The sequence below is a fragment of the Polaribacter marinus genome, from assembly GCF_022662535.1.
Classification (GTDB): Bacteria; Bacteroidota; Bacteroidia; order Flavobacteriales; family Flavobacteriaceae; genus Polaribacter; species Polaribacter marinus.
In genome coordinates this window covers 21,252-44,788 of the sequence record NZ_JAKQYM010000005.1, presented here as the reverse complement: position 1 = coordinate 44,788, position 23,537 = coordinate 21,252, and the positions used below count along the sequence as shown (strand labels likewise).

The 23,537-nt window shown below is 30.1% G+C and carries 20 protein-coding genes; 9 read left to right on the top strand and 11 right to left on the bottom strand.

What is annotated here, in order from left to right:
* Positions 1 to 148 precede the first annotated feature (148 nt).
* The gene (locus tag MC378_RS08195; RefSeq protein WP_242178276.1) at positions 149 to 547 is read right to left on the bottom strand and encodes a DUF983 domain-containing protein; all 399 of its coding nucleotides are present in this window, start codon (positions 545 to 547) and stop codon (positions 149 to 151) included.
* 41 nt (positions 548 to 588) lie between these two features.
* On the opposite strand from MC378_RS08195, the gene MC378_RS08190 reads away from it, so the two are divergent.
* The 3 genes from MC378_RS08190 to MC378_RS08180 all read left to right on the top strand — a co-directional run bounded on the left by MC378_RS08190 (position 589) and on the right by MC378_RS08180 (position 4,424).
* Positions 589 to 2,508, top strand: a complete 1,920-nt coding sequence (locus MC378_RS08190; protein ID WP_242178275.1) for an ABC-F family ATP-binding cassette domain-containing protein — start codon at positions 589 to 591, stop codon at positions 2,506 to 2,508.
* A 129-nt stretch (positions 2,509 to 2,637) separates the two neighbouring features.
* Positions 2,638 to 3,579, top strand: coding sequence for a 1-aminocyclopropane-1-carboxylate deaminase/D-cysteine desulfhydrase (locus tag MC378_RS08185; protein WP_242178274.1), 942 nt, complete (start codon positions 2,638 to 2,640; stop codon positions 3,577 to 3,579).
* Positions 3,576 to 4,424, top strand: a complete 849-nt coding sequence (locus MC378_RS08180) for a glucosaminidase domain-containing protein (protein ID WP_242178273.1) — start codon at positions 3,576 to 3,578, stop codon at positions 4,422 to 4,424. Before MC378_RS08185 ends, MC378_RS08180 begins: the two co-directional genes overlap by 4 nt.
* 53 nt (positions 4,425 to 4,477) lie before the next feature.
* Here MC378_RS08180 and MC378_RS08175 read toward each other — a convergent pair whose 3' ends face one another.
* On the bottom strand, positions 4,478 to 5,620 hold the full coding sequence (locus MC378_RS08175) for a vWA domain-containing protein (protein ID WP_242178272.1): 1,143 nt from the start codon (positions 5,618 to 5,620) through the stop codon (positions 4,478 to 4,480).
* Between the two features lie 234 nt (positions 5,621 to 5,854).
* Here MC378_RS08175 and MC378_RS08170 point away from each other — a divergent pair, with 234 nt between their 5' ends.
* The 3 genes from MC378_RS08170 to MC378_RS08160 are packed head-to-tail and all read left to right on the top strand — an operon-like array spanning position 5,855 to position 9,295.
* Positions 5,855 to 8,041: a tetratricopeptide repeat-containing sensor histidine kinase gene (locus MC378_RS08170; protein WP_242178271.1), complete on the top strand. Its 2,187-nt coding sequence runs from the start codon at positions 5,855 to 5,857 to the stop codon at positions 8,039 to 8,041.
* A 1-nt stretch (position 8,042) separates the two neighbouring features.
* Positions 8,043 to 8,774, top strand: a complete 732-nt coding sequence (locus MC378_RS08165; RefSeq protein WP_242178270.1) for a LytR/AlgR family response regulator transcription factor — start codon at positions 8,043 to 8,045, stop codon at positions 8,772 to 8,774.
* A 5-nt stretch (positions 8,775 to 8,779) separates the two neighbouring features.
* The gene (locus MC378_RS08160) at positions 8,780 to 9,295 is read left to right on the top strand and encodes a gamma carbonic anhydrase family protein (RefSeq protein ID WP_242178269.1); all 516 of its coding nucleotides are present in this window, start codon (positions 8,780 to 8,782) and stop codon (positions 9,293 to 9,295) included.
* Positions 9,296 to 9,474: 179 nt separating this feature from the next.
* On the opposite strand, the gene MC378_RS08155 is transcribed toward MC378_RS08160, so the two are convergent.
* Together MC378_RS08155 and MC378_RS08150 are read right to left on the bottom strand one after the other, a co-directional pair.
* Positions 9,475 to 9,624: a hypothetical protein gene (locus MC378_RS08155; RefSeq protein WP_242178268.1), complete on the bottom strand. Its 150-nt coding sequence runs from the start codon at positions 9,622 to 9,624 to the stop codon at positions 9,475 to 9,477.
* Between the two features lie 29 nt (positions 9,625 to 9,653).
* Positions 9,654 to 9,914, bottom strand: a complete 261-nt coding sequence (locus MC378_RS08150; protein WP_242178267.1) for a hypothetical protein — start codon at positions 9,912 to 9,914, stop codon at positions 9,654 to 9,656.
* A 104-nt stretch (positions 9,915 to 10,018) separates the two neighbouring features.
* Between MC378_RS08150 and MC378_RS08145 the strand changes: the two genes are divergently transcribed.
* Positions 10,019 to 11,641, top strand: a complete 1,623-nt coding sequence (locus MC378_RS08145) for a mechanosensitive ion channel family protein (protein ID WP_242178266.1) — start codon at positions 10,019 to 10,021, stop codon at positions 11,639 to 11,641.
* An 11-nt stretch (positions 11,642 to 11,652) separates the two neighbouring features.
* On the top strand, positions 11,653 to 12,630 hold the full coding sequence (locus tag MC378_RS08140; protein WP_242178265.1) for an endonuclease/exonuclease/phosphatase family protein: 978 nt from the start codon (positions 11,653 to 11,655) through the stop codon (positions 12,628 to 12,630).
* Between the two features lie 38 nt (positions 12,631 to 12,668).
* Here MC378_RS08140 and MC378_RS08135 read toward each other — a convergent pair whose 3' ends face one another.
* The 4 genes from MC378_RS08135 to MC378_RS08120 form a co-directional block, all read right to left on the bottom strand.
* Positions 12,669 to 13,592 (bottom strand): mechanosensitive ion channel family protein, encoded by a 924-nt coding sequence (locus MC378_RS08135; protein WP_242178264.1) that lies wholly within the window; start codon positions 13,590 to 13,592, stop codon positions 12,669 to 12,671.
* 14 nt (positions 13,593 to 13,606) lie between these two features.
* Entirely contained in the window at positions 13,607 to 15,574 is a 1,968-nt protein-coding gene (locus MC378_RS08130) for a DUF2075 domain-containing protein (protein ID WP_242178263.1), read from the bottom strand.
* Between the two features lie 129 nt (positions 15,575 to 15,703).
* On the bottom strand, positions 15,704 to 16,660 hold the full coding sequence (locus tag MC378_RS08125; protein WP_242178262.1) for a tRNA dihydrouridine synthase: 957 nt from the start codon (positions 16,658 to 16,660) through the stop codon (positions 15,704 to 15,706).
* Between the two features lie 372 nt (positions 16,661 to 17,032).
* Positions 17,033 to 17,512: a hypothetical protein gene (locus MC378_RS08120; RefSeq protein WP_242178261.1), complete on the bottom strand. Its 480-nt coding sequence runs from the start codon at positions 17,510 to 17,512 to the stop codon at positions 17,033 to 17,035.
* A 429-nt stretch (positions 17,513 to 17,941) separates the two neighbouring features.
* Here MC378_RS08120 and MC378_RS08115 point away from each other — a divergent pair, with 429 nt between their 5' ends.
* A complete protein-coding gene (locus MC378_RS08115) occupies positions 17,942 to 18,601 on the top strand; it encodes a PQLLE family protein (RefSeq protein ID WP_242178260.1) in 660 nt (219 codons plus the stop codon).
* 77 nt (positions 18,602 to 18,678) lie between these two features.
* Here the strand turns inward: MC378_RS08115 and MC378_RS08110 are convergent, their stop codons facing one another.
* The 3 genes from MC378_RS08110 to MC378_RS08100 form a co-directional block, all read right to left on the bottom strand.
* Entirely contained in the window at positions 18,679 to 21,510 is a 2,832-nt protein-coding gene (locus MC378_RS08110; protein ID WP_242178259.1) for a hypothetical protein, read from the bottom strand.
* 462 nt (positions 21,511 to 21,972) lie between these two features.
* Positions 21,973 to 22,551: a DUF6702 family protein gene (locus MC378_RS08105; RefSeq protein WP_242178258.1), complete on the bottom strand. Its 579-nt coding sequence runs from the start codon at positions 22,549 to 22,551 to the stop codon at positions 21,973 to 21,975.
* The gene (locus MC378_RS08100) at positions 22,552 to 23,514 is read right to left on the bottom strand and encodes a YHYH protein (RefSeq protein WP_242178257.1); all 963 of its coding nucleotides are present in this window, start codon (positions 23,512 to 23,514) and stop codon (positions 22,552 to 22,554) included.
* Positions 23,515 to 23,537 lie beyond the last annotated feature (23 nt).

The following is a 23,537-nucleotide window of genomic DNA, read 5'->3' as shown; positions in this document are numbered from 1 at the left end:
AAAACAAAAGAATATTTTAATTTTTTTCATGGGGGAAATTAAACAGATACAAATATTGATAAAAATACGTATTAATACCATCGTATTAATACCCTAAAAATCAAAATTTTATATTTTGTAAATCCCTGAAAAAATGATTACAAAAAAATTATTGTTTTTTTGTTTTTTGTTCTTCATAAGAAATAAACATGTTTATCCAGAGTATTCTAGATAAACGTAAATTTATGGGAGCCAAAACAACTAAGGCAATAAAAATGGCAGCAAAAGATTGTAATAAAGTTAAATCAAAAAAAAGTGTTCCCACTAAAAAAGTAATCACCGAAATAGCAACAGTAATTCCATAATTTACATACATAGCACCATAAAAGAAAGAGGGCTCAATCATATATTTTAAATTACAATTCGGGCAATTATCATGCAGTTTTGTGATTTTTGATGGGTTAAAAGTAAAGCGATATTTGAAGAATTCACCTTCTTGACATCTAGGACATTTCCCGTTTAAAATGCTAAACAATTTTGTTCCTTTTTTAACCATGAGTAACTGCATTTTTTTAATTAGTTTTGCAGCATCAAAATTACAAAAAATTTATGTTAAATGTACACAACTTAACAGTATCCTTTATGGGTTCTGATTTGTTTTCAGGAATTACTTTCAAATTAAATAAAGGTGATAGAATTGGTTTAATAGGAAAAAACGGCGCGGGAAAATCTACACTTTTAAAAGTACTTTCTAAAGACATAGAGAGTAGTGGAGGAACTATGGCTTTTGACAAAGATGTCCAAATTGGTTTCTTAAGACAAGATATAGATTTTGTAGAAGGAAGAACTATTTTAGAAGAAGCATATCAAGCTTTTGAAGAAATTAAAGAGATTGAAGTTAAACTCGATGAAATTAATGAACAACTAGCTACAAGAACCGATTACGAAAGCGAAGAGTATAGCCAGTTAATTCATGATTTAACAGACAATACAGAACGCTATGAGTTGCTTGGAGGTTATAATTATCAAGGAGACACAGAGAAAATCTTACAAGGTTTAGGTTTTAAAAGAGAAGATTTTGACAAATTAACAAATACTTTTTCTGGAGGATGGAGAATGCGTATTGAATTGGCAAAATTACTTTTACAAAACAACGATATTCTACTATTAGATGAGCCAACAAATCACTTAGATATCGAATCTATTATTTGGCTAGAAAACTTCTTAAAAGGATACTCTGGTGCTATTGTATTGGTGTCTCACGATAAAATGTTTTTAGATAACGTAACCAATAGAACAATCGAAATTTCTTTAGGACAGATTTATGATTATAAAAAACCATATTCTGAATTCTTATTATTAAGAGGTGAAATTAAAGAAAAACAACTCCAAGCTCAAAAGAACCAAGAGAAAGAAATAAAACAAAAACAACATTTAATCAACAAGTTTAAAGCCAAAGCAAGTAAAGCATCTATGGCGCAATCTTTAATGAAGCAACTAGATAAAGTTGAATTGATAGAGGTAGACCAAGATGATAACCAAGCTATGAACGTGCGTTTTGCTATATCTAAAGAGCCTGGGAAAATTATTGTAGAAGCAGAGGGTTTAAGTAAAAGTTATGGTGATAAAGACGTTTTATCTAATGTTGATTTATTAATTGAACGTAACAGTAAAATAGCTTTTGTTGGTCAAAACGGACAAGGAAAATCTACTTTGGCAAAAATGATGGTAGGTGAAATTCCTTTTGAAGGAAAAATGAAACTTGGTCATAATGTAGAAGTAGGATATTTTGCGCAAAACCAATCAGAACATTTGCCGCCAGAAAAAACCGTTTTAGAAATTATGGAAGACGCTGCAACCGATGGAAACAGAATGCGCGTTAGAGATATGTTAGGATCTTTTTTATTTGGTGGTGATGCGGTAGATAAAAAAGCAAAAGTGCTTTCTGGTGGAGAAAGAAATAGACTGGCATTGTGTAAATTATTATTATCACCTTTTAATGTGTTAATAATGGATGAGCCTACAAATCACTTAGACATTGCTTCTAAAAACGTGCTAAAAGAAGCCCTAAGAAGTTTTAACGGAACCTTAATTATTGTTTCTCACGATAGAGATTTTTTACAAGGTCTTACTTCAACAGTTTATGGATTTAAAGACAAAGTAATAAAAGAATATTTAGGTGATATCGATTATTTCTTAGAGCAGCATAAAATGGAAAATTTACGTGAAGCCGAAAAAAGAACTGTTGTTAAAGAAGAAAAATCTTCTGATAAAAAAGAAGCATATCAGATGTCTAGAGAGCAAGAAAAAGAGTTAAAAAAACTCAATAACAAACTCTCTAAGATAGAAACAGAAATTGCAGATCTAGAAACAGAAATTGCAAAGATAGATTTAGAGTTAGCTCAGAATTATGACGAAGTTTCTGCAAGACCAAACTTTTTTGAAAAGTACAAAGCAAAAAAAGCAAAAGTAGATGCTTTAATGGAAGATTGGGAAAAAATAGAAGCAGAAATCTCTACTTTTTCTTAATTACCAAGCCTTAACTTCTAAGGCAAAACGTATAAGATGTATAAGAGGTGGCTAATTTTTATTAAATTAGTTATCTCTTTTTTTTAAATCAATTAAAATTAGATTCTTGTAAGTACAAGAATGATATAAATGGACTTAAACACTCAAATAGAAACCCAAAACCAACAAGTATTTCTTCCAATTTTAGAAGAAAAAAAGATAGAACTCGTTATTAAAAGAGAAGATTTAATCCACCCTTTTGTTTCTGGAAATAAATTTAGAAAATTAAAGTATAACCTTGAAGAAGCTAAAAAATTAAAAAAGAAATCACTACTTACTTTTGGGGGGGCTTTTTCTAATCATATTGTTGCAACTGCGGTTGCAGGAAAACTAGCCGGTTTTAAAACTTTTGGAATTATAAGAGGCGATGAATTGGGTAAAAATCTTAAAGCAACTTTAGAAGAAAATGCAACTTTAAGAGAGGCTCATGAAAACGGAATGAAACTTCAGTTTATCTCTAGAGAAATGTACAGACAAAAATCGTCCTTTGGATTTATCGAAAAGATGAAAAATAAGTGGGGAGATTTTTATTTAATTCCAGAAGGTGGGTCTAATTGCTTAGCAGTTAAGGGATGCCAAGAAATTTTAACACAAGAAGATCAAGATTTCAATTATATTTGTTGTGCAGTTGGCACTGGAGGTACTATTGCTGGTTTGATTAATTCGGCAGAAAAACATCAAAAAATCATAGGTTTTCCTGCTTTAAAAGGAAATTTTTTATCCGAAGAGATTAAAAAATATACAATTCAGAGCAATAAGTGGAGCTTAGAAAAAAGTTATCACTTTGGTGGTTACGCAAAATACAATGATGATCTAGTGAGTTTTATCAACAGTTTTAAAGAAGAAACGGATATTTTGTTAGATCCTGTTTATACAGGGAAAATGTTGTTTGGAATTTTAGATTTAATTAAAAAAGATGCATTCCCTGAAGGAAGTAAAATTATTGCAATTCATACAGGAGGAATTCAAGGAATCAAAGGATTTAATCAAAAATTAGAAAAGAAAAACTCACAAATAATTAATGTTTTATGAAGTTAAGAGTTGTATTGTATTGTGTTTGTTTATTGGTTTTAGCTAGTTGTGGTTCTAGTAAAAAGACAACTAGAAAAAAGAAAGGTCCTGGAGTCGTTTTAAACGAGCCTAAACCAGAAAAATTACCTTCTGTAAACGAAAAAGAAATCACAAAAAAGTTAGTTAAGAAAAATCCTAAATTAAATAAATCAACCTTAGCTTACATTAGAAAATACGCTCCTATTGCAGTTAAAGAAATGCACGATTATAAAATTCCTGCAAGTATAACTTTAGCACAAGGAATCTTAGAATCTGGAAATGGAAAAAGTAAATTAGCTTCAAAATCAAACAACCACTTTGGTATCAAATGTCACACCTCTTGGAAAGGAGAACGTGTGTATCATGATGACGATAGTATTGGAGAGTGTTTTAGGAAATATAAATTTGTAGAAACGTCATATAATGATCATTCAGAGTTTTTATTTAAAAGAAAACGCTATGCTTTTTTGTTTAATTATAATATCAAAGATTATAAAAAATGGGCAAAAGGATTAAGAAAAGCTGGATATGCAACCGATAGAAAATACCCAAGTAAGTTAATCGGACTTATAGAAACATATGATCTACACGAATTTGATAAAATAAAAAAGAAAGATTTAAAGAATCAAAAGAAAACTAAAAAAACAATAAAACCTAAAGAAGATATTCAGTCTAAAAAAGCAACAACAAATTATTACCAAGTTAAGAAAGGGGATACTTTATATTCTATTGCTACAAAATTTAAAACTACAGTCGCTTTGTTAAAGGAAGTAAACGGATTAAAAGACAATATAATTTCTATAGGACAAAAATTAATCATAAAGTAAAAGCTCATAAAATTACTTTTTATGAGCTTTTAAAAATCAACTAACAAGTTTTACTACCAAGAGTAATTTTTTAATTTAGCCTGTCTTTTAATGGCTTTAATAATAGCACTGTTAAGCTCATTTTTCTTACTACTTTCTTGTTGTTGTTGTTTTGCAATATAACTTCTTCTTTTTGTATCTAAATTTTTAATTTTTTGCTGAATTGCCTCTCGTTCTTTGGATTGCTTTTTTACATAACTTTTTATTTCTGCAACAGACTTGTTTTGCAATTCTTTGGGTAATTTTTGCTTTTCAATTTTTGTGTAATCTACTTTTTGCTTTTTGTCTGCATCTACTAAATCCCAAGTAGCATTATCATACAATCTAGAACTTTTACTTACTGCTCTTTTTACCACAACAACTTCATTAAGTGTTTCTGCATTGTCGTCTTGTTTTTTCTGATTCTGGTATTTAGAATAGCCTGTGTTACCATAATATATATAAGTTTTATTTAATTTTTTATTTAAAATAAGGATCTCATCGTCATAAGGAGTTATTACGTGTACAATTTTTTTATTGTGATTTATAGTCATATAATCTCCTCCTCCAGAAACCGCTCCATCTTGCCACATACCAGAAACACCATTTCTAAAATCACCACAAAAAATCGTATTTATTACAATATCTTTTTCTTTTGCATTTGTAATTGCATCTTTATAATTAATTTTACCTTGTGTAAAAGGTTCGTTTCCTGCAATAAATATCAAACGTAAATCATGCTTGTTTTTACCCCAAGAAAGTTCGTCTAAAGAAGTCTGAATAACTTGCCCACAAAATTCACTTCCGCCACTTGTTGTTAAAGAAAATAGCTTTTCAGAAATTTCATCTAAATCATTACTAAACTGTAAAACTTGTTTTATATAACCTTCCTCTGAGTTTAAATTAGAGTTGCCATATTCATACAACGCAATTTCTAAATTGGGTTTTTTAATTCCATATTTTGCATAAGAAAGTTCGTTTACAATTTCCCAAAGTTGTGCTTTTGCTTGATGAATCAAACCATCCATACTACTACTAGTATCTAATAAAAGTGCCACTTTTATGGTTTGGTCTTTGTCTTCTTCTTCTTCTTCTGTTATTGGTTTATAATTGGCAAAATTGTTTGATGCTATAAATAACAAAAGAATTGAGGTAACTTTTAATACTGATTTTTTCATGATAAATTGTTTTTTAGGTTTTACAGAAATTGAAAAGCTTGGGTTTGATACTTCAATATTATGAACAACTTTCTTTTTTTAAAAACCAGAATGAGTAAACCAACCTTTTTAATGAGTGAGTGTTATTCATAATTGAGTAAACTCTATTTTTAAAACTTGTTTAAACGCTATATTGATAAATCATCATTTTTTTGGATGATTTTTTGTGTGTATGTTTACATTATAAATAAAGAAATGAATTTCAAAAAACACATATTCCCCTTCTTTTTCCTGTTTAGTTTTCTTGTTTTTTCACAAGAGAAAATTATTTATGATGATGATGTAACGTTTTCTGTAAAAGTTACAATCGAAATAAAAGAAACCCAAGAACTTATTAAAAATGCAGAGGTTTTTGTGAATGGAAAATTATTTAATTATTCAGAAATCAACGGATATTATACGGTAAAAGCAAGAGTAAACGATCAGTTAAGAATTACGCACCCAGACTTTGAAACGGTTTATTATACAATAAGATCTAATGAAGACATTAAAATTATTGTTCAAGATTTTAACGGTAAAAAAGAAAATTATTCTAGAACTAAAAAACGTTCTAAAAAACCAGACTTCTACCTTCAATATTTAGATTCTGCTAAGTTTTATAAGAAAAAAGATATAGATAAGAGTTTGTCTTTTATAGAAAAAGCACTAAAAAACAATCAGTCTAAAGAGCGAAATGCTGCTACTTATAAAACACTTGCAGAAATTTATACTTATTGGAAACAGTATGATTTAGCTATAAATAATTACAAATTATCAATCCAAATTAGAGAAGATGTTGGTACAAAAATAGACTTAGCTAAAACTCAATTCTTATTAAAAGAGTTCTCAAATAGCCAACAAACATTTTTAGAATTACAAAAAAGTAATTTAAGTAATTATGAAAAAATTCTTGTGGCAGAAGGTTTGGGAGATATCGATTTTGTTTTAAAAAAATACACCAGTGCAAAAAACAATTACCAGAAAGCTTTACTAATCGCAAAAGACAATTTCGTTACTCCAAAAGTTACAGATTTAAATTCCAAATTAGCAGATGTTTTTGCAGCAGAAGGAAATATGGAACAAGCTAATATTCGCTTTAAAAATTCATTAGAATTAGCCTCAAAAGAAAACCTAAATCGTGCCTTAAAAGAAGAAGAAAAAGTAGCCGATTTTTATAATTCTAACAGACGTTTCGATGAAGAAATAAAACTTAGAAAAGAGAGTTTAAAGAAAGCAAAATTAGAAAAAACTACCAAAAATAAATCACAATCAGATTCTATCACCTCTCAAAAAATAAACTACAAAATTGGAAATGCCTATTTCTTAAAAGAAGATTATAACGAAGCCATTCCTTTTCTAAAAGAAAGTAAAAAAGATGCAAATAAAAACAATGATATTATCATAGAAAAAGATGCTACCAGAAAGATATCCGAAGTTTATGCAACTGTGGGCGATTATGATAATGCTCTTAAAAGTTACCAAGAATATGTAAAGTTAGTAGATGCATCTTATGTAAAAAAAGAACAAGAAATAAAACAAGTACAGCGGTTTTCAAAAAAAATATCAGACAATCAAAATAGAATTGCAAGTCTAGAAAAAGACAAAGAATTAGCAGAAAGTAAAATTAGTTTAGCTTATATAGATAATAAACTCTCAGAAGAAAGTAATCGAAGACAAAGACAAATAATTTACTCTTTAACCGGAGGTGTCTTATTAATGATTTTGTTAATGTATTTTATGTACAGAAATAGCAAACAACAAAAATTGGCCAACAATTTATTAGCTTTAAAATCCATGCGTTCGCAAATGAATCCGCATTTTATCTTTAATGCATTAAATTCTGTAAACAGTTTTATTGCGGTAAATGATGAGCGAAATGCAAATCGTTATTTGTCAGAGTTTTCTGCATTAATGCGTGCTGTTTTAGAAAATTCTGATGAAGATTTTATTCCGTTAACCAAAGAAATAGAGTTATTAGAACTCTATGTAAAACTAGAACACAACAGGTTTAAAGATAAGTTTGATTATCAAATAAATATAGATAAAACCATCAATTTAGAGCAATTTGCTATTCCGCCTATGCTATTACAACCTTATATAGAAAATGCAATTTGGCATGGCTTAAGGTATAAAAAAGAAAAAGGTCATTTAAAAATTTCTATTCATCAAAAAGACTCTGAAACATTAATAATTTCTATTATCGATGACGGAATTGGAAGAAAACAATCACAAGATTTAAAAACTAAAAATCAACTAAAACAGAAGTCAAAAGCTATGAGTACTATAAAAAATAGAATTGCTATTTTAAATAATATGTACAAAGATCAAATCTCTGTAAATGTTTCTAATGTTTTAGAAAATGGAACAGGAACAAAAGTAGAATTGTTATTGAAAAAAAAGTAAGATGAAACTAAAAGCAATTATTGTAGAAGATGAACAAATAAGTAGAGAAATTATTCGAAATTATTTAGGCAAATATTGCCCAAATGTTCAACTTCTAGGAGAAGCAAGTAATATTGATGAAGCTTATAAACTAATAGTAAAACACCAATTAGATTTGGTGTTTTTAGATGTAGAAATGCCTTTTGGTAATGCCTTTGATTTATTAGAAAAAGTAGATAACAGAACCTTCGAAACCATCTTTGTTACCGCGTACGATCATTATGCAATAGACGCTTTAAATAATGATGCAAGTTATTATTTGCTAAAACCAATTTCTATAGATGAGTTAATAAAAGCGGTAAATATTGTTACAGAAATTAAGGAAAAAGAAAACCAGTTGCAACACCAAATATTAACGCCAAAAACAAATTCGGCAACAGGTAAAATTACCATTCCACAGCAAGACGGTTTCGAAGTTATAGATATTAACGATATTGTGTTTTGTAAAGCAGACGATAATTATACAGAAATTCATTTAGCAAATTCTAAAAAACTTGTAAGCAAAACTTTAAAGTATTTCGAAGATGCTTTAACAGAATATACCTTTGCAAGAATTCATAAATCATATTTGGTAAACGTAAACGCTATTACAAAATACAAAAAAGGGAAAGGTGGAAGCGTAATTGTTTCTAACGGAAAAGAAATTTTAGTTTCTGCGTCTCAAAAAAGTAACTTACTTTCGTACTTTAAATAAAAAATATGCCAATCATTAAAGCTGTAAACGGAAAACATCCACAAATCCCAGAAGATTGTTTCGTAGCAGAAAACGCCACAATTTTAGGAGAAGTTTCTTTGGGTAAAGAATGTTCAATTTGGTACAATGCTGTAATTCGGGGCGATGTACATTTTATTAAAATGGGAAATAAAGTAAACATTCAAGATGGTGCAGTAATACATGCAACGTATCAAAAATCACCAACAACAATTGGCAATAACGTTTCTATTGGTCATAATGCCATTGTACACGGTTGTACAATTCACGATAACGTCTTAGTAGGCATGGGCTCTATAATAATGGACGATTGTATTATAGAATCTAACTCTATAATTGCAGCTGGTGCAGTAGTAACCAAAAATACACATGTACAAAGTGGTAGCATTTATGCAGGTGTTCCTGCTAAAAAAGTAAAAGATATTTCGCAAGAATTAATTTCTGGAGAAATAGATAGAATTGCCAACAATTACGTAAAATATTCCAGTTGGTTTAAAGAGTAATATTTGGGCGTTTTAACGGGCTTTCACTACTCGCTTTTTTTGTAAAAACAAAAAAGAGCTCAAACAAACCGTTCAATCCCTAACGCAAATTTCTGCTTAAAATAAAAAAACCCGATTTCAATTAAGAAATCGGGAAATATCAATAAAATAATCAACCAAAAAATTTTATTGATTTTTTATTATTTGCCTTTATAATGCATTTTTTTATTTTTTCTCTTTCCTTTTCCCTGCTTCATTTTTTTGGCAGCCATCATTTTTCTTTTTTTCTCCATTTTTTCAAACTTCGCAAATTGCTCTTCATTTAAGATGTTTTTCATCTTATTTTTCATTTCAATTTGTTTGTCTAATTGCTTGCTTCTCATTGCAAAAACTTCATCAGAAGTAGGTTTTTTCTTTTTTCCATTGCTGCTTTTCTATCAGCAATCTGTGCATTAATTAAAGGTCTAATTTTACGTTGCTGAGCATCTGTTAAATCTAAATCTAACGTCATTTTTTTTACAGCTAAATCAACTTGTTGCTCTGTTGTAAATTGTGGTCTTTTTTGCTTTCTTTTTTTCTGTGCTTGTGTAGTTATAGTAAAAGCAAATACTAGAACTAAAATGCTTGCTAATTTTTTCATTTTTCTGTTTTGTTTAAATTGTTATTTTCACTTCTTTGACCAAATAAATTATAAAAGGTTTAAATTTGCATCTCTATTTAACAATGGTTTAACAAAATTGAAACATGAAAAAAATTCTTATCCTTGTTTTCTTACTTCCGCTTTTTGCAAAAGCTCAAGATAGTATTAGAGTAGATTTAAGCAATCCTCATGCGGCTATATACACTCATTTGTACTTTTTACAATCCGATTCTTACCAACCTAAAAAAGCGGCTAAAACAATTTTTGGCCTTCCAGAAAAAGAAGCGATAGAAAAAGCAATTAAAATTAAACAAGTTTTAGATGGTAAGGGTTTATATGTAGATGTTAACAAAATTCCTACAAACCAAAACTACAAAGACACAATTGGGTATTCGTCTTATTTTAGATATGTGCTATTTCCAGAAAGAATGCCAGATATTTATGTAGAAAAGATAGACGATAAATGGTACTATTCTGCAGAAACAGTAGCCAAAATAGAAACTTTATATAAAGATGTTTTTCCTTGGTATGTACAAAAACTACAAAAAATAATTCCTGTTTCTGGACATAAAAATTTCTTTGGAATAGAGTTGTGGCAGCTTATTGGTTTATTAATAACCTTAATTTTAGGATATATAATTTTCTTAATAGTAAAAAGAATTGCTTTTTTTATTTTAAGAAAAGTTCAGCATCAAATAACTAGAAACACCAATTTAGAAGTAAACAAAGTTCTTAAAAAGTTAGCACATCCTATAAGTTTGTTAGCAACAGCAACTTTTGTAGACAAGGTTTTTCCTTCGCTTCAATTTAGTTTAGAAGTAAATACTTGGGTGTTTTTAGCATTAAACATAGCAGAAACGGTTTTTTGGATTTACGTTTTCCTAAAACTAGTACAAGTAGTTATGAAAATTTACTCTGAGTACACAGAAAAAACTCATGGTAGATTAGATGATCAGTTAGTGCCCATATTACATAGTTTTTTTACAGGCTTAGTTTTAGTGGCAGGTTTGTTAAAATTACTAACCCTTTTTGGAGTAAATACAACAACCTTATTAGCAGGAGCAACTATTGGTGGTTTAGCTTTTGCATTAGCCTCTCAAGACACGGTAAAAAACTTAATAGGTACTATTATGATTTTTCTAGACAAACCTTTTCATATAGAAGATTGGATAGAAGCAGGAGAAGTAGTAGGTACCGTAGAAAAAGTGGGCTTTAGATCAACTAGAGTTCGTGCTGCTGATACATCTGTTTATCAAATCCCTAATAGCAGGTTGTCAGAAATTGTGATCAATAACAAAGGTTTACGTTTGTTTAGAAGATACAATACCAATTTAGGTTTGCGTTACGATACACCTCCAGAGTTAATAGAGGCTTTTGTTAAAGGGGTAAGAGAAATTATAATTGCACATCCAGAAACTCGTTCAGATTCTTACAATGTAGAATTTACGGGCTTTGGAGACTCGGCTTTATTAATTATGGTAAACGTCTATTTTAAAAGTTTAGCCTGGGGCATAGAGCAATCGTCTAAACATAGATTACACATTGCAATTGTTAAATTAGCAGCAGAATTAGGAGTAGATTTTGCATTCCCTTCTACAACGGTTACTATAGAACAGTTTCCAGATAAAACAGGATTACAGCCAAAATACAATACAGATTCAGAGAAAATAAATGCATCAATAAACAAAGTGGTTTCAGAGTTCTCTAAAGAAAACCCAGAATTATAAAAATAATTTATATGAAAAGTTTTTTTAAGTATTTCGTAAAATTTTTATTGCTACTAATTGTTGCTGCAATTGTATTTTTCTTTTGGGCTTCATCATCAACTTTAGATGCTAAGCAATACCAAGTTTTAAGTACAAATAATAAGATTCTTAAAAAAACAAACGATTCTATTTTTAGCATAGTAACCTATAATATTGGGTACTTAAGCGGAATGACAAACAACCTTCCTGTACCAAAGCCAAAAGAGTTATTTGAAAAGAACTTACAAACAGTTTTAACAGAAACTAAAAAAGTAAATCCAGATATTATAGCTTTTCAAGAAATAGATTATAACGCATCAAGAAGTTATCATGTAAATCAGCAAAATCAAATAGCTAAACTGGGGTTTAAATATACAGCACAAGCTGTAAATTGGGACAAGCGTTACCTTCCTTTTCCTTATTGGCCAATAAGCATGCAATTTGGTAAAGTAGTTTCTGGGCAATCTATTATTAGCAAATACCCATTAAAAGAACATCAAAGAATTGTTTTGTCTAGAGTAGCAGATGCTCCTTTTCATAGAAATGCTTTTTATTTAGATCGTTTAGCACAAGTAGTAAAAGTAATTATAAACAAACAAGAAGTAGTGCTTATAAACATTCATTTAGAAGCTTTCGATACAGCTACAAGAGCAAATCAATTTCAAGAAGTGCTTAACCTTTTTAATAAATATAAAGATAATTATCCAACAATATTGTTAGGCGATTTTAATTCTAGTGCAAGAAATAAAGAGGCTATAGTTCAAAAAATGTTTGCAATGTCAGATGTGGGTAGTGCTGCTTTTAATAAAGAAAACCCTGCAAATACCTTCAATACAGAAAATCCTTTCGAAAGAATAGATTATATCTTTTATACAAAGAATAGCATTCAATATGTTTCGGGTAAAGTATTAAACCAATTCAAACAAGCCTCAGATCATTTGCCTATTCTTATGGAGTTTAAGTTAAAGTAAAAAACAACTGTTCTTTATTCTGTAAAACCCAACCCCATTTAGTTAAGGTCTTTATCTGTACCGTTTCTATCTTGTAGGTTTACAGTCGGAATTTTAACAATCTCAAAAGTAGCAGAAGCCAAAACTACAGCTCCTTTTGTTTCCTCAATCATTTTCCCAATCTCTTCATGTAAGATGTTCTTCGTAAACCTTCTTTTTTTGTAATCTACAATGTATCTTAAGTTCAGCTGAACCCAATTATCAGTCATTGTAATTGCTAATGTAGGGTCAACTTGTGCATCTTCTATATAATATTCTTTAACTACATTTTTCCACTCTGCCATAGACTCTTGTACGTATTTGGCTAAGTTTTTTTGAGCAACAGAAATAACAATAGACTTGGCCAATTCAATATCAGATCCATATCTTATTGGTAAATTAAACTCGTCCCATACAAAAGGAAAATCTCTCGAGTAATTATATACAGCACCTTTAAAAACAAATGCATTACTTAGTTTTACAATTCTTCCGCTATAATTATCACTAGAAACCCATTCGCCAATTTCCATCATGGTAGTATAAATACTGTCAATGTCAATTACATCTCCCTTAATACCATTAATTTCAATTCTATCTCCAGGTTTATAAACCTTAACAAGAAAGATGTAAAAAGAACCTGCAATACTTAAAATAATTTCTTGCAAAGTAATGGTAATACCTGCAGTAAGAAACCCAATGGCAAGTCCAAGGTCTTTAATACTTCCGGTAAAATAAGAAACAGTAATTAGTATTACAAAAACATAACCAATTACCTCAACACCTTTTTGAGACTTATATTTGATGTTGTTGTTTGGTAGCTTCTTTTTCAATATCCTCCTTATCCAAGTAATAAAAACAAAAACCAAAACAATCCATACCAAATATTTAATAATATTAGTAGAGGTAGGATGATCTACAAACCATTTTTTTAAATCTTCTATCATTGCTTTGCTCTTTTTTATTCAATTTCCGTTATTCCTATTTTCTTTAAATATTCAAATGTTTTGTCATAAAAGTCCTTTGGTCTTGTATAGTCAATATCGCTGCTTTCTGGAACAAATAATACCATCCCTTGTCTTGCTCGTGTAAGCAGAACTCGATATGTGTTCTTTAGATATTCTTTATCAATTTCCTTATTAATATTTTGCCATTTTGTTCCTTTAAAACTTTGGTACTTCCAATCTGTATTGTTCATATAAAAATTACCACCCCAAGCTACACAGGCCCAATCAATTTCTAATCCTTGAATATCAAACTCAGTAGCTACTTCTTCTAAAAAGTATGAAGATCTAATATCTTGGTTATTATTTAAAAACCAGTTTGGTGCAGAAATTTCATTTTTAACGTCAATTCCTAAAGGTCTTAATCGTCTTGCTCCAGAAGAGCTTATTAGCCCAATTCTTTCACTTCCTTTTGCTTTTTTTCGTAACCATTGTTTCGCTTTATCAAGGTTCCTTGTTATAACAATTGGATATGATTCTTTTATTTCTAAATAAATGTTTTTTGATTCTTCTATTTGTACATTTAGTAACTCGTGAATAAAAAGAGATAATTTCTCAGATCTGAAAGACCTTACAGATACTGCAAGGTGTAATTCAGTTTCACAAATCCCTTTTTCAATTAGCCATTCTTTAGATTCTTCGGATTTTATATAATTATTATTTTCTAGAATTAAATTCGAATAATGAATATCCCAGTCAGGAAAATGGTTATTTAAAGAATCTATCCATTCTCCTAATCCAGCTTCGCCAGTGTTTATCTCTTGCCCACCACCAATTAAACACACAATTGTACACCATTCAGAATGTCTATTCATTACATCAATTAAGAATTCTGGCTCAGACATATTGAAATCTTCTACTCCTTTTTTTCTTTTCATGAAAGAACTAACTTGATTTTTAGTCCAAGCTCTTTGAGCCTCATCAAAAACAACAACTTTTTCAATTGGTGCTTTATTAGACAATAAATTATCATCTCTAAAATGATGAATATTTTGAATAAAAGCATTTGCTTTTATAGCTGCTTCTTTCTTCGTTATTTTTTTTCCACTTTCTTTAGCTGTTATAACCTCATCTCTTGTTAGTGCTTCTCTTAAAACATCAACTAGAGGTCCATTTCCAGATAAAAAGACAGCGTGTTCATCTTCATCTGCTTTCATTCTCTCTACAGCTATATTTAAACCAGCTAACGTTTTTCCTGCTCCTGGAACTCCGGTTACAAAACAAATCGATTTTATTTTATTTGACTTAGATTTTTCTATTATAAAGTTAATACAATCTGCTGTTCTCGATAAATTAATAGTACCCGAATCAGATCTAGTAATTTCTTGAACATTATGCCCTTTGTAAAGTGCTTGAGCTGCTTCGATAATAGTGGGTGTTGGTTTGTAAATTGAATTCTCCCAATATGCAATATCGATTGGTTGATTTTTAGGATTTATAAAGTCTTTGAGAGTTTTAGAGATGTTATATTGGTTAGATTTAGCGGCAGTTTTATAAGAAATAGTATCAGTAATTGTTTCGGTGTAATTGACAGCATTAGTAGCAACTAAGATTGGAATGAGTTTAATATGGTGACTTCCTTCATGAAAATTCTTTAAGTCAATGGTATAATCAATTACTTGATCAATTGCATGTTTTTCATAACCACCATCACCAACCTTAAATTCAATTATAAAAGCAACATCATTAATAATTACTATGTTATCTACTCGTTTCCCCATTCTTGGAATCGAAAATTCAAAATAAATTTTACCGTTAAAGGCTTTAAGTTGGTCCTTTAAAATATCAATTTGTTTCTTCCAAGCATTAATTTGTAATTCTTCAAGAGTTCTATTACTATGATTAGCTGTTAATTTTCCTAATATACTAGATTCTGGTTCTAGTAAAAAGTCTTGTATTTTGTTAGAGTAATAGGCTCTTTTCATAAAAGTATATTTGATTAATTTTTGGTTTTAAAGTGAACCTCTTTTCTAATAATCCTACAACTTATATCTCACTAGCTCAACCAGTAACGAAGTTATCACTTTTTAAATCCACAAACAAACCAAGCTCTTTTAAGAATTCCTTTTCGCTCCCTTAAAAATTTCTTCAACAGCAATACCGTAAGCTTTTACATTACTTGCTTTTTTAATCTTTTTAAAGGTTTTTTGTGGGTTAGAAAAACTTTTAGAAAAGTATTCCCAAAAACCAAGCATCTTCATTTTAATTGGGGTGGGGCCAGAAAGAGCAGCATCATATTCCTCAAAAATACGGTCATGAAACTCATGAAATATTTCAAACCTATTCTTAGGATAGGTAGTCGTATCAGCTTTAATCATACTCGGCAAAAAAGGATCTGCAATCAAACCTCTACCAATCATCCAATGGTCTATAGTACTAAAACGTTCTTGTAGCTTTTTAAAGGCAGCTACAGAAGTAATGTCTCCATTATAATACATTTTGTGTTTGCTATGATCCAAACATTTTTGAAAAGCTTCTAAATCTGTTCCTCCTTTATACAGTTGCTTTCCAATTCTTGCATGAATAGCAATATTTTTTAAAGGATACTTATCTAAAATAGGCAAAACATCCAAAATCTCTTCCGGATTCTCATAACCCATCCTCATTTTCATAGAAACAATAATATCAGATTCATTATGTACTTTATGCAAAATACTATTAATCTTTTCTGCATCACTAATCAAACCAGAACCCATCCCTCGTTTGGTAACCATAGGGTAAGGGCAACCTAAATTCCAGTTCAATTCTTTATAGCCTAAACTTTCTACGTACTTAGAAACAAACAAAAACTCATCAACATCATTACTAATAATTTGAGGTATCACCGTTAAGGTGCTATTGTTTTCTGGCAAAAGATCTTTTTGATAAGAGTTCTTTATAACCAACTTTCCGTTAAGCCTAATGTATGGAGAATAAAAAGTGTCTATGCCTCCAAAGAAATGATGAAAAGCATTTCTAAACTTATAATCGGTAAAGCCTTGTAAAGGAGATGATAAAAGTGTCTGATTCATGAAGATTAATCTTATGCAAATATAGAATACTTTTTAAAGTAGTACACCATCAAACCTCTTTGCAATCTCTAACTATTTTTGCTGTTTTTTTAACACTTGTTTAAAGCAAAAAGAACAAAATAACGAATAGAATATAGCTTATTCCAACGGTATTGATTAAAAGTAGAATAGGGTTTTTCTGATTTTCCTTTTTTAAAACCAAGATGCTTGGTATTATAAAAAGATGAACCAAAAATGTATAAGGTAAAAGAAGACTACCCATTCCAAAAGAACCCCCTCTAGTGTATAATAACCAAAAAGTAATATAAATAAAATATAGATTGCTTATTAATATCAGTATGGCAATTGTAATCGTATACTTCTTTATCATTTTTAATGATCTAACCAGTATTTACCTCTTTCTGCTGCTGTCTTAATAGCTATATCAATATCCTCAAAAAGATAATCAGGAACACTTGTACTGCTTGCAGGTGTTAAAAGAGATTGCAAACCATCTTTACAGGTAGAAGAGCTAACTACTAAAATCGGAAAATTGGCTTCTCCCTCATCATTACCTCCATCTTTAAACATAGAAATATCATCAAATACTCGTAATAAAGAATTTCCCCAACGGTAAGTAAGCCCTCTAAAATCTAAAACGATAACATCCGGATTAAAATCAATAATGCCACAAATTGCTTTTTTAGAAATATACTTTGCATGATCTTTTCCTAAAGATCCATCAGGATATACACCAAAAAAGGAAATAACAAGCACATCAATCTTATCTGCAAATGCTTCTTTTGGTAAAAAGTATTTACAATCCAAAGATGTAGGTTTATGAGCACTATGTTCTATAAGAGTATACTTCATTTGTAAAAAAATAATGCTTAAAGATAAAAAAATAAAAGGCTTAAACCCTAAATAAAACCATTTCAAACATAAATACCTTTGCTGCAAATTCAATTTGCAAAACAAACATTGTCTATTTTATACTTTGCAATACAAATCAAAGTCAAAGAAAGTCGTTTTTAATACTTATCAAGTCAATTTAAAGGCACATCAACTAAAATAGAGTACTCGTCAAGCCAATTTCATCACCCGTCAAGTCAAATAGAGTACTTGTCAAGTCAATTTATCAACAGAGTAAATAAAATTATTAACAGATCAATAAATTTTTATAAGCTAATTATTAATTTTAAGAATCAAGCTTGTAAATCAGCTTTTAAAGTCACTGCCGAGAGCTACAAGGCGGTGCAAAATCGAAAAGGAAAAATAAGTATTAATTAAAATTTAATTACCATGGCACTTAAAAACAGTAATTCGCAAGCAGAAATCTTAGAAGTTTCAAGAATCGCATTACAAAATGTACAAACCAATCCTATCATCAAACCTTTAATGGAAGAAATGGGCTACAACACAGCCAAAATAGATGAAGGAAAAAACCTTTTAGAGCTTGCTAAAGAACAATTTAACACACATCAAATTATAGAAGATGCAAAGGCAAAAGCTTATCAAGAATTTGAAGATTTACGTTTAGAAATAGAAGCCAAATATGCCAAAGATCGTAAAAAAGCAAAGATTGTTTTTAGAAAAGAAATACTTACTTTTAAAGAATTAGGTTTAAAAGGCATCTTACCAAAGTCTTATGTAAAATGGTTAGAAACCGTAAACAAATTTTACAACCTTATCAATACAGATGCAACCCTATTAACTAAGTTAGAAACCCTGCAAGTAACACAACAACACGTTACAGAAATCATAAGTCAAATAAATAACCTAGAAAACCTTAGAGCAAACTATATACAGTCTAAAGGAAACATGCAAAATGCTACAAAAGTTAAAAATGCAGCATTTAAATCTCTAGAAGAATGGATAAGCGAGTTCTATGCAGTAGCAAGAATTGCTTTAGAAGAAGAACCTCAGCTTTTAGAATCTTTAGGAAAGCAAGTAAAGAGCTAATAGACATAAATAAAAAAAAACCTCACAAATTTGTGAGGTTTTTTTAGCTATAAATAGCAAAATCAAACAAAATACAATTATCTTAAAATATATTCATACATATAATCCATTCCCATTTTAGTTTCGTAATCTTTTAATAAATGGTACTTACGTTGCCATTTTATAAATTCATGATAGTGCCAAGTAATTTTAGGAACTTTTATACAACGCTCTTTTCTAAAAAGACGAACACACTTTCTCACCATAGTCAATCTTGGTAAATGCAAACCCCAAGTCTCTTTTTTTATCCACTCTTGATTTAGACTTGCAAAATCAGAATTCAATAATCCAGAAGAATACAAAGAAGCACTAGATACAACTGGTGTTTCTTCATTGTTTTTTATTTTATTTCTAGGAGCTCTAAAAGGGGTTCCTAAATTAGTACGATTTAATAGTCCATCTCCATCGGTATATCCATAGTTATTATCATGTCCTCTTGCCACTTCATCTACATTGTCAAAATGGTCTCCTGTAGTTTGAAGTATGGTAAAATGGTTGTGTATAAATTGTCCTGGTCTGTCTACAATACCTCTTACGCTATTACCTTGTAACATTCCGGTAGGAGATAAAAACGGACTTATATAGTAGTTTCTTTCTCCTCTTTGAAAGTTTTTACCAGATTTACTCATTTGTACAATGGCTTTACGCTTCATCAAAGGGGTTCCTTTGTCAACTAACTTCCCTCTGTTTTTTACCATAAAACCGGGCCTTCTTTTTATATGACTAGATTGGCTTCCATTGCTTAACACCCCATCATCAAAACCTCTAATTAATAAATTACCAGGAAACGTTAACAGTCCTTCGGCAGATTTTCCTGTAGTACTTCCTGTCATTATTAAGGTAGGAATGCTACTACGCATTAAAGGCCTCCATTTATATTTAGACACCATAGGTGTTAAATCAAACAAAATAGTATTGGTAGGACTAAAATTAGCATGTTGTTGTAAGTTGTTATTCTGAAAAAACACCTTAGCGGCAGTTTTTAATACAGGATTTATAGTAAGTCCTGCTAAAACGGCAATTCCTGTTGTAGCTAATGGGCTACCACCGTAAGCAGCATCAAATCCTATTTGGGCATCTATTTTATTTGTTATAAACCTAACATCTCCATAATAATCTTTATAAGTTTGGTTAGTACCAGACTTTTCTGCAATACTAAACATGGTACTTGCTACCAATCCTCCGGTAGAATGTGTAACTACAACAATACCATTACTTCCAAAACATCTTTTATTTTTATATTGTTCGTTAGATTTTACAACACCAATATTTTCTCCAGCCATGGCATCTCTAATCTGAGTTAATACGGCATGAATTGCAACCTCTAATCTTTGGTTTGCAGAATAAGAAACAATAAGATAAGAATTAGACGGAGCTATTGCACTTCCTAAACCTCTTTTTATATGATTTTCCCAATAACCTTTTGCTTCATTATAAAACTCACCTCCCTTATAAAATTCGTTTTTATCATCTGGCCATTTTCCTTGAAATGTTGGAGAAGGTTTTAAGTTACCCATAATTGCACTTAATTGCAAACCATGTATATAAACAACGTCCCTACCTCCAAATGGTTTTGTAGGGTCTAAAGCAGGTTTTTTATCAGAACATTTTGCTTTACCATTATAAACAATAGGTTGTATTCCATTCTTAGGCTTAAAATATTCGGGTGCTTCTTTTATCAATTTGTTTTCTATTTCCTCTAATTCTTTTTCAGCCTTTTCTATTTCAATGGCATCATGTGCATTGGGCTGTATGGCATCTTCCTCTGCATCATCACCTCCAATAGATAAGCAATCATCGGCTATATTTGCATACCAGTCTAAAGTAGAGGTATCTTGGTTAGGGTATAGGTCTTGTACTGTTCCTACCAAATATTCTTCATTGGTTACGGTAATGTTTTCATTTCCACTAGCATTTCCTATATCATAGGTCAAATTGTTTTCTTCACAAGCAGATTTTGATTCGTCCAAACAAACTCGGTCTATCAGTAAATTTAATCTTGCTCGGTTATTTTCAGGAATAAAAACCAAAGCAATATTTTCAAAATCCTTATGTGCTTTCCAAGCAGAAAGGGTTATTTTATTCCAATCTTCATAATAAGGGATGTTACCACTTAGAGTCATTATGGCAATGTTGGCATTTGGTGTTAAGCTATTTAAAGTACCATTAAAAGCAATTGCTTTTATTTTAAAAGACGATTTTTCTTTTAAACGTTTTATAGAAAATTTTAATTGATAGTTCTTATCTTTTTTAATTGGGGTTTGTAGTCTTTGATAAATAATGGTATTCGGACTAGTAATCATTCCTGCTCCAGTATCATCATGTCCATTAGAAACAGTGTTTGCATTAGTATAGGAATTAAAAGAGGTGTTTGTGGTTTTCCAATGTCCTTTATCTTTAAAGCTTGGATCAAAAATATATTTGGTATTACATGCATGCGGATCACTATTATCTACAACAGTTTCTTTATCAAAATAATAAAACACATTCCACTTCATGTTTTCTTCATTGGGTGTTTCTCCTTTAAACTCAATATTCCAAGCATAAGCATGGTTTAGACTAAGAGATAGGTTGCTAAAGGTTTTACTAACTCCTGTATTTATATTAGAAAGTATTTCTTCTTGTAAAACAATATGATTTTCTGCTACCCAATTTGGGTCATCTGTAATTTTTACAACTGTTAGTACAACTGTTTTTGAGCCAGCACTTTTGGTTTGTGCTGTTTGTAAATGAGGAACTTCTTTGCTTAATGTATACTTAAAATTAGGAGAGTTTGTATATACAATGGCTTCATTTGCAGGAGAAATCATTGTTATTTTTACCACTCCTTTCTCTTTTACTAAAATCATAGGCTTAGAAACCTTTTTCATTTTAGAAGTTTTTTTTACAGCCTTAATCTGCGCAAAAGAATTAATGCAAAAGATTAAAGTTAAAATTACGAATAGTTTCGTTTTCATACGTTCATGATTTTAGCAAAAATTAATTTATGAATGAAATAGTTAAAAAGTATTTCACCTCTCAGCAATTCAAATATATCATTCAATCAATTAGATGTAAAACTTCATTTAAGCAATGATGCAGTTCATCTAAGGAACGTGTTTTAAATAAGCAACACTTAAAAAAGTAAAAAACAACAACAAATTTTCCTTGTTTTATCGGTCTAGTATAAGAAAAGTAGGGCAGTTGTAAGCGATACTATTCGGATTAAGCTAAAGCCGATTTTTTAAATTTTGATATTTATCTTTTCTCGTTTTAAATATACCAAATTTAAAAATTTGGCGACCTGGCAAATACACCTAGATCTTTCGATTAAGCACTTTGACCCTATTTTTTTATACATTGTTGGCGGTAGTTTTTTTATTAGTATATCTATTAACAATATAAATTATAGGTGCAATTAGAATTAATAAATACCAATAATTTTTGTCGCTCCTTTTATTCAAGTAAAACTGTTTTGATTTCTTTTCTGTTTTAAAGGATGTTGTTTTATTATCAATAGTAAGTTCGTTATAATTTATTTGATTATCGTATAAATTAAACATAAAGGTGTTTGTAATATCAAATAGATCTGTGCCTTTAAAAATTATGAGATAATTATTTTGATGAGAATGACCAATGCTTTCTAATTCTTTAAACTCTTGAAATTGAAGTAAATCCCCTTTCTTGTCCTTTAGAATAAGGTTTTTGTTAATGTATTCATTAAACGTGTTTTCAAAATCTTTTTTGGTGGTAGAATTTTCTAATGATGGATTAAATTCCATTAAAGCATTTCGCATAGACCAAGGAAGTTCTGCCATAACCTCAACTGTATTTTCCTTTTGAATATAAGTAAAAAAAGCTTCATTTGGTTCGTGTGCAAATCCGAGATTACTAAATAAGCAAAAGAAATAAAAGATTAAAACCGTTCTCATTTACCCTCCAATTTTAAAGTCATTTGAAGGCGTTCCTCTAAAGTATCTTGGAATGCTTGGAAAATCATCTGTAATCACATAATAATAAGTGCCTGCTGGATACTCTGGTGTTACTCCAGTTCTTCCATTTGCTTCATCCAATGTTCCTAATCCGTTTACAAATTCATAGTCGTTAGAGTAAATTTCATTATAAATATCGCAAGGTGCAGTAATTCCGTCTCCAGTCCTATTTCCTGACTTTAATTGATAACTTGACGTCATTTCAATAACAATAGATGAGTTATCTGTTGCTGTTGTATATGCATATTTGTAATAAATTGGAAAGCCATCAGCAGCATAACCAATTAAACTCATTTGGTTGGTTGGAATATTTAAATCTTGTAGGAAAAGAATTGGTGACCCGTGATAATGGTATTTTCCTGTAGGTTGTACGTGTGCATTATTACAATCTAAACCCAAATTTACATTTAGGGCTTCTAAATTCCATTCCCAATTTACGTTCGCACTCATTATTCCTTCGTGTGGAAAAGGTTCCGCTGCTACTGGGTCTAGTTCTACACCATTTAATAAAACTCCAAAAGAATATTGAGGTCCTACATTTACCCCTTGACCTGTTGTTGATAGAAGTGGTGTTAAAGTAGTTGATAAAACAGGGTTTAATGGAATGTTATAACTTTCAGACTGTTCAGAAATGGCGTTAGGGTTTAACGAACCTTGTCCACCACCAAAAAGACCTACCATATGGTTAGGAATACTATTTGAAGTAATTGTTCTTGTTGTGCCAGATGTTGTTTCTTGAAATTGCGAAGTAAATGGTAAGGAAACATTACAAACGCCTCTTGAATCATCTAGGACTTGGTCTGTAGTACAGTTTTCTGTTGTAGGTGTTTCGTCATCATTTTTATTGCAACTAAATATTATTAAAAACGAAACGGTAAGGAAACTTAATTTTTGTAAATTCAATGATTGTATATTTTGTATTTAAT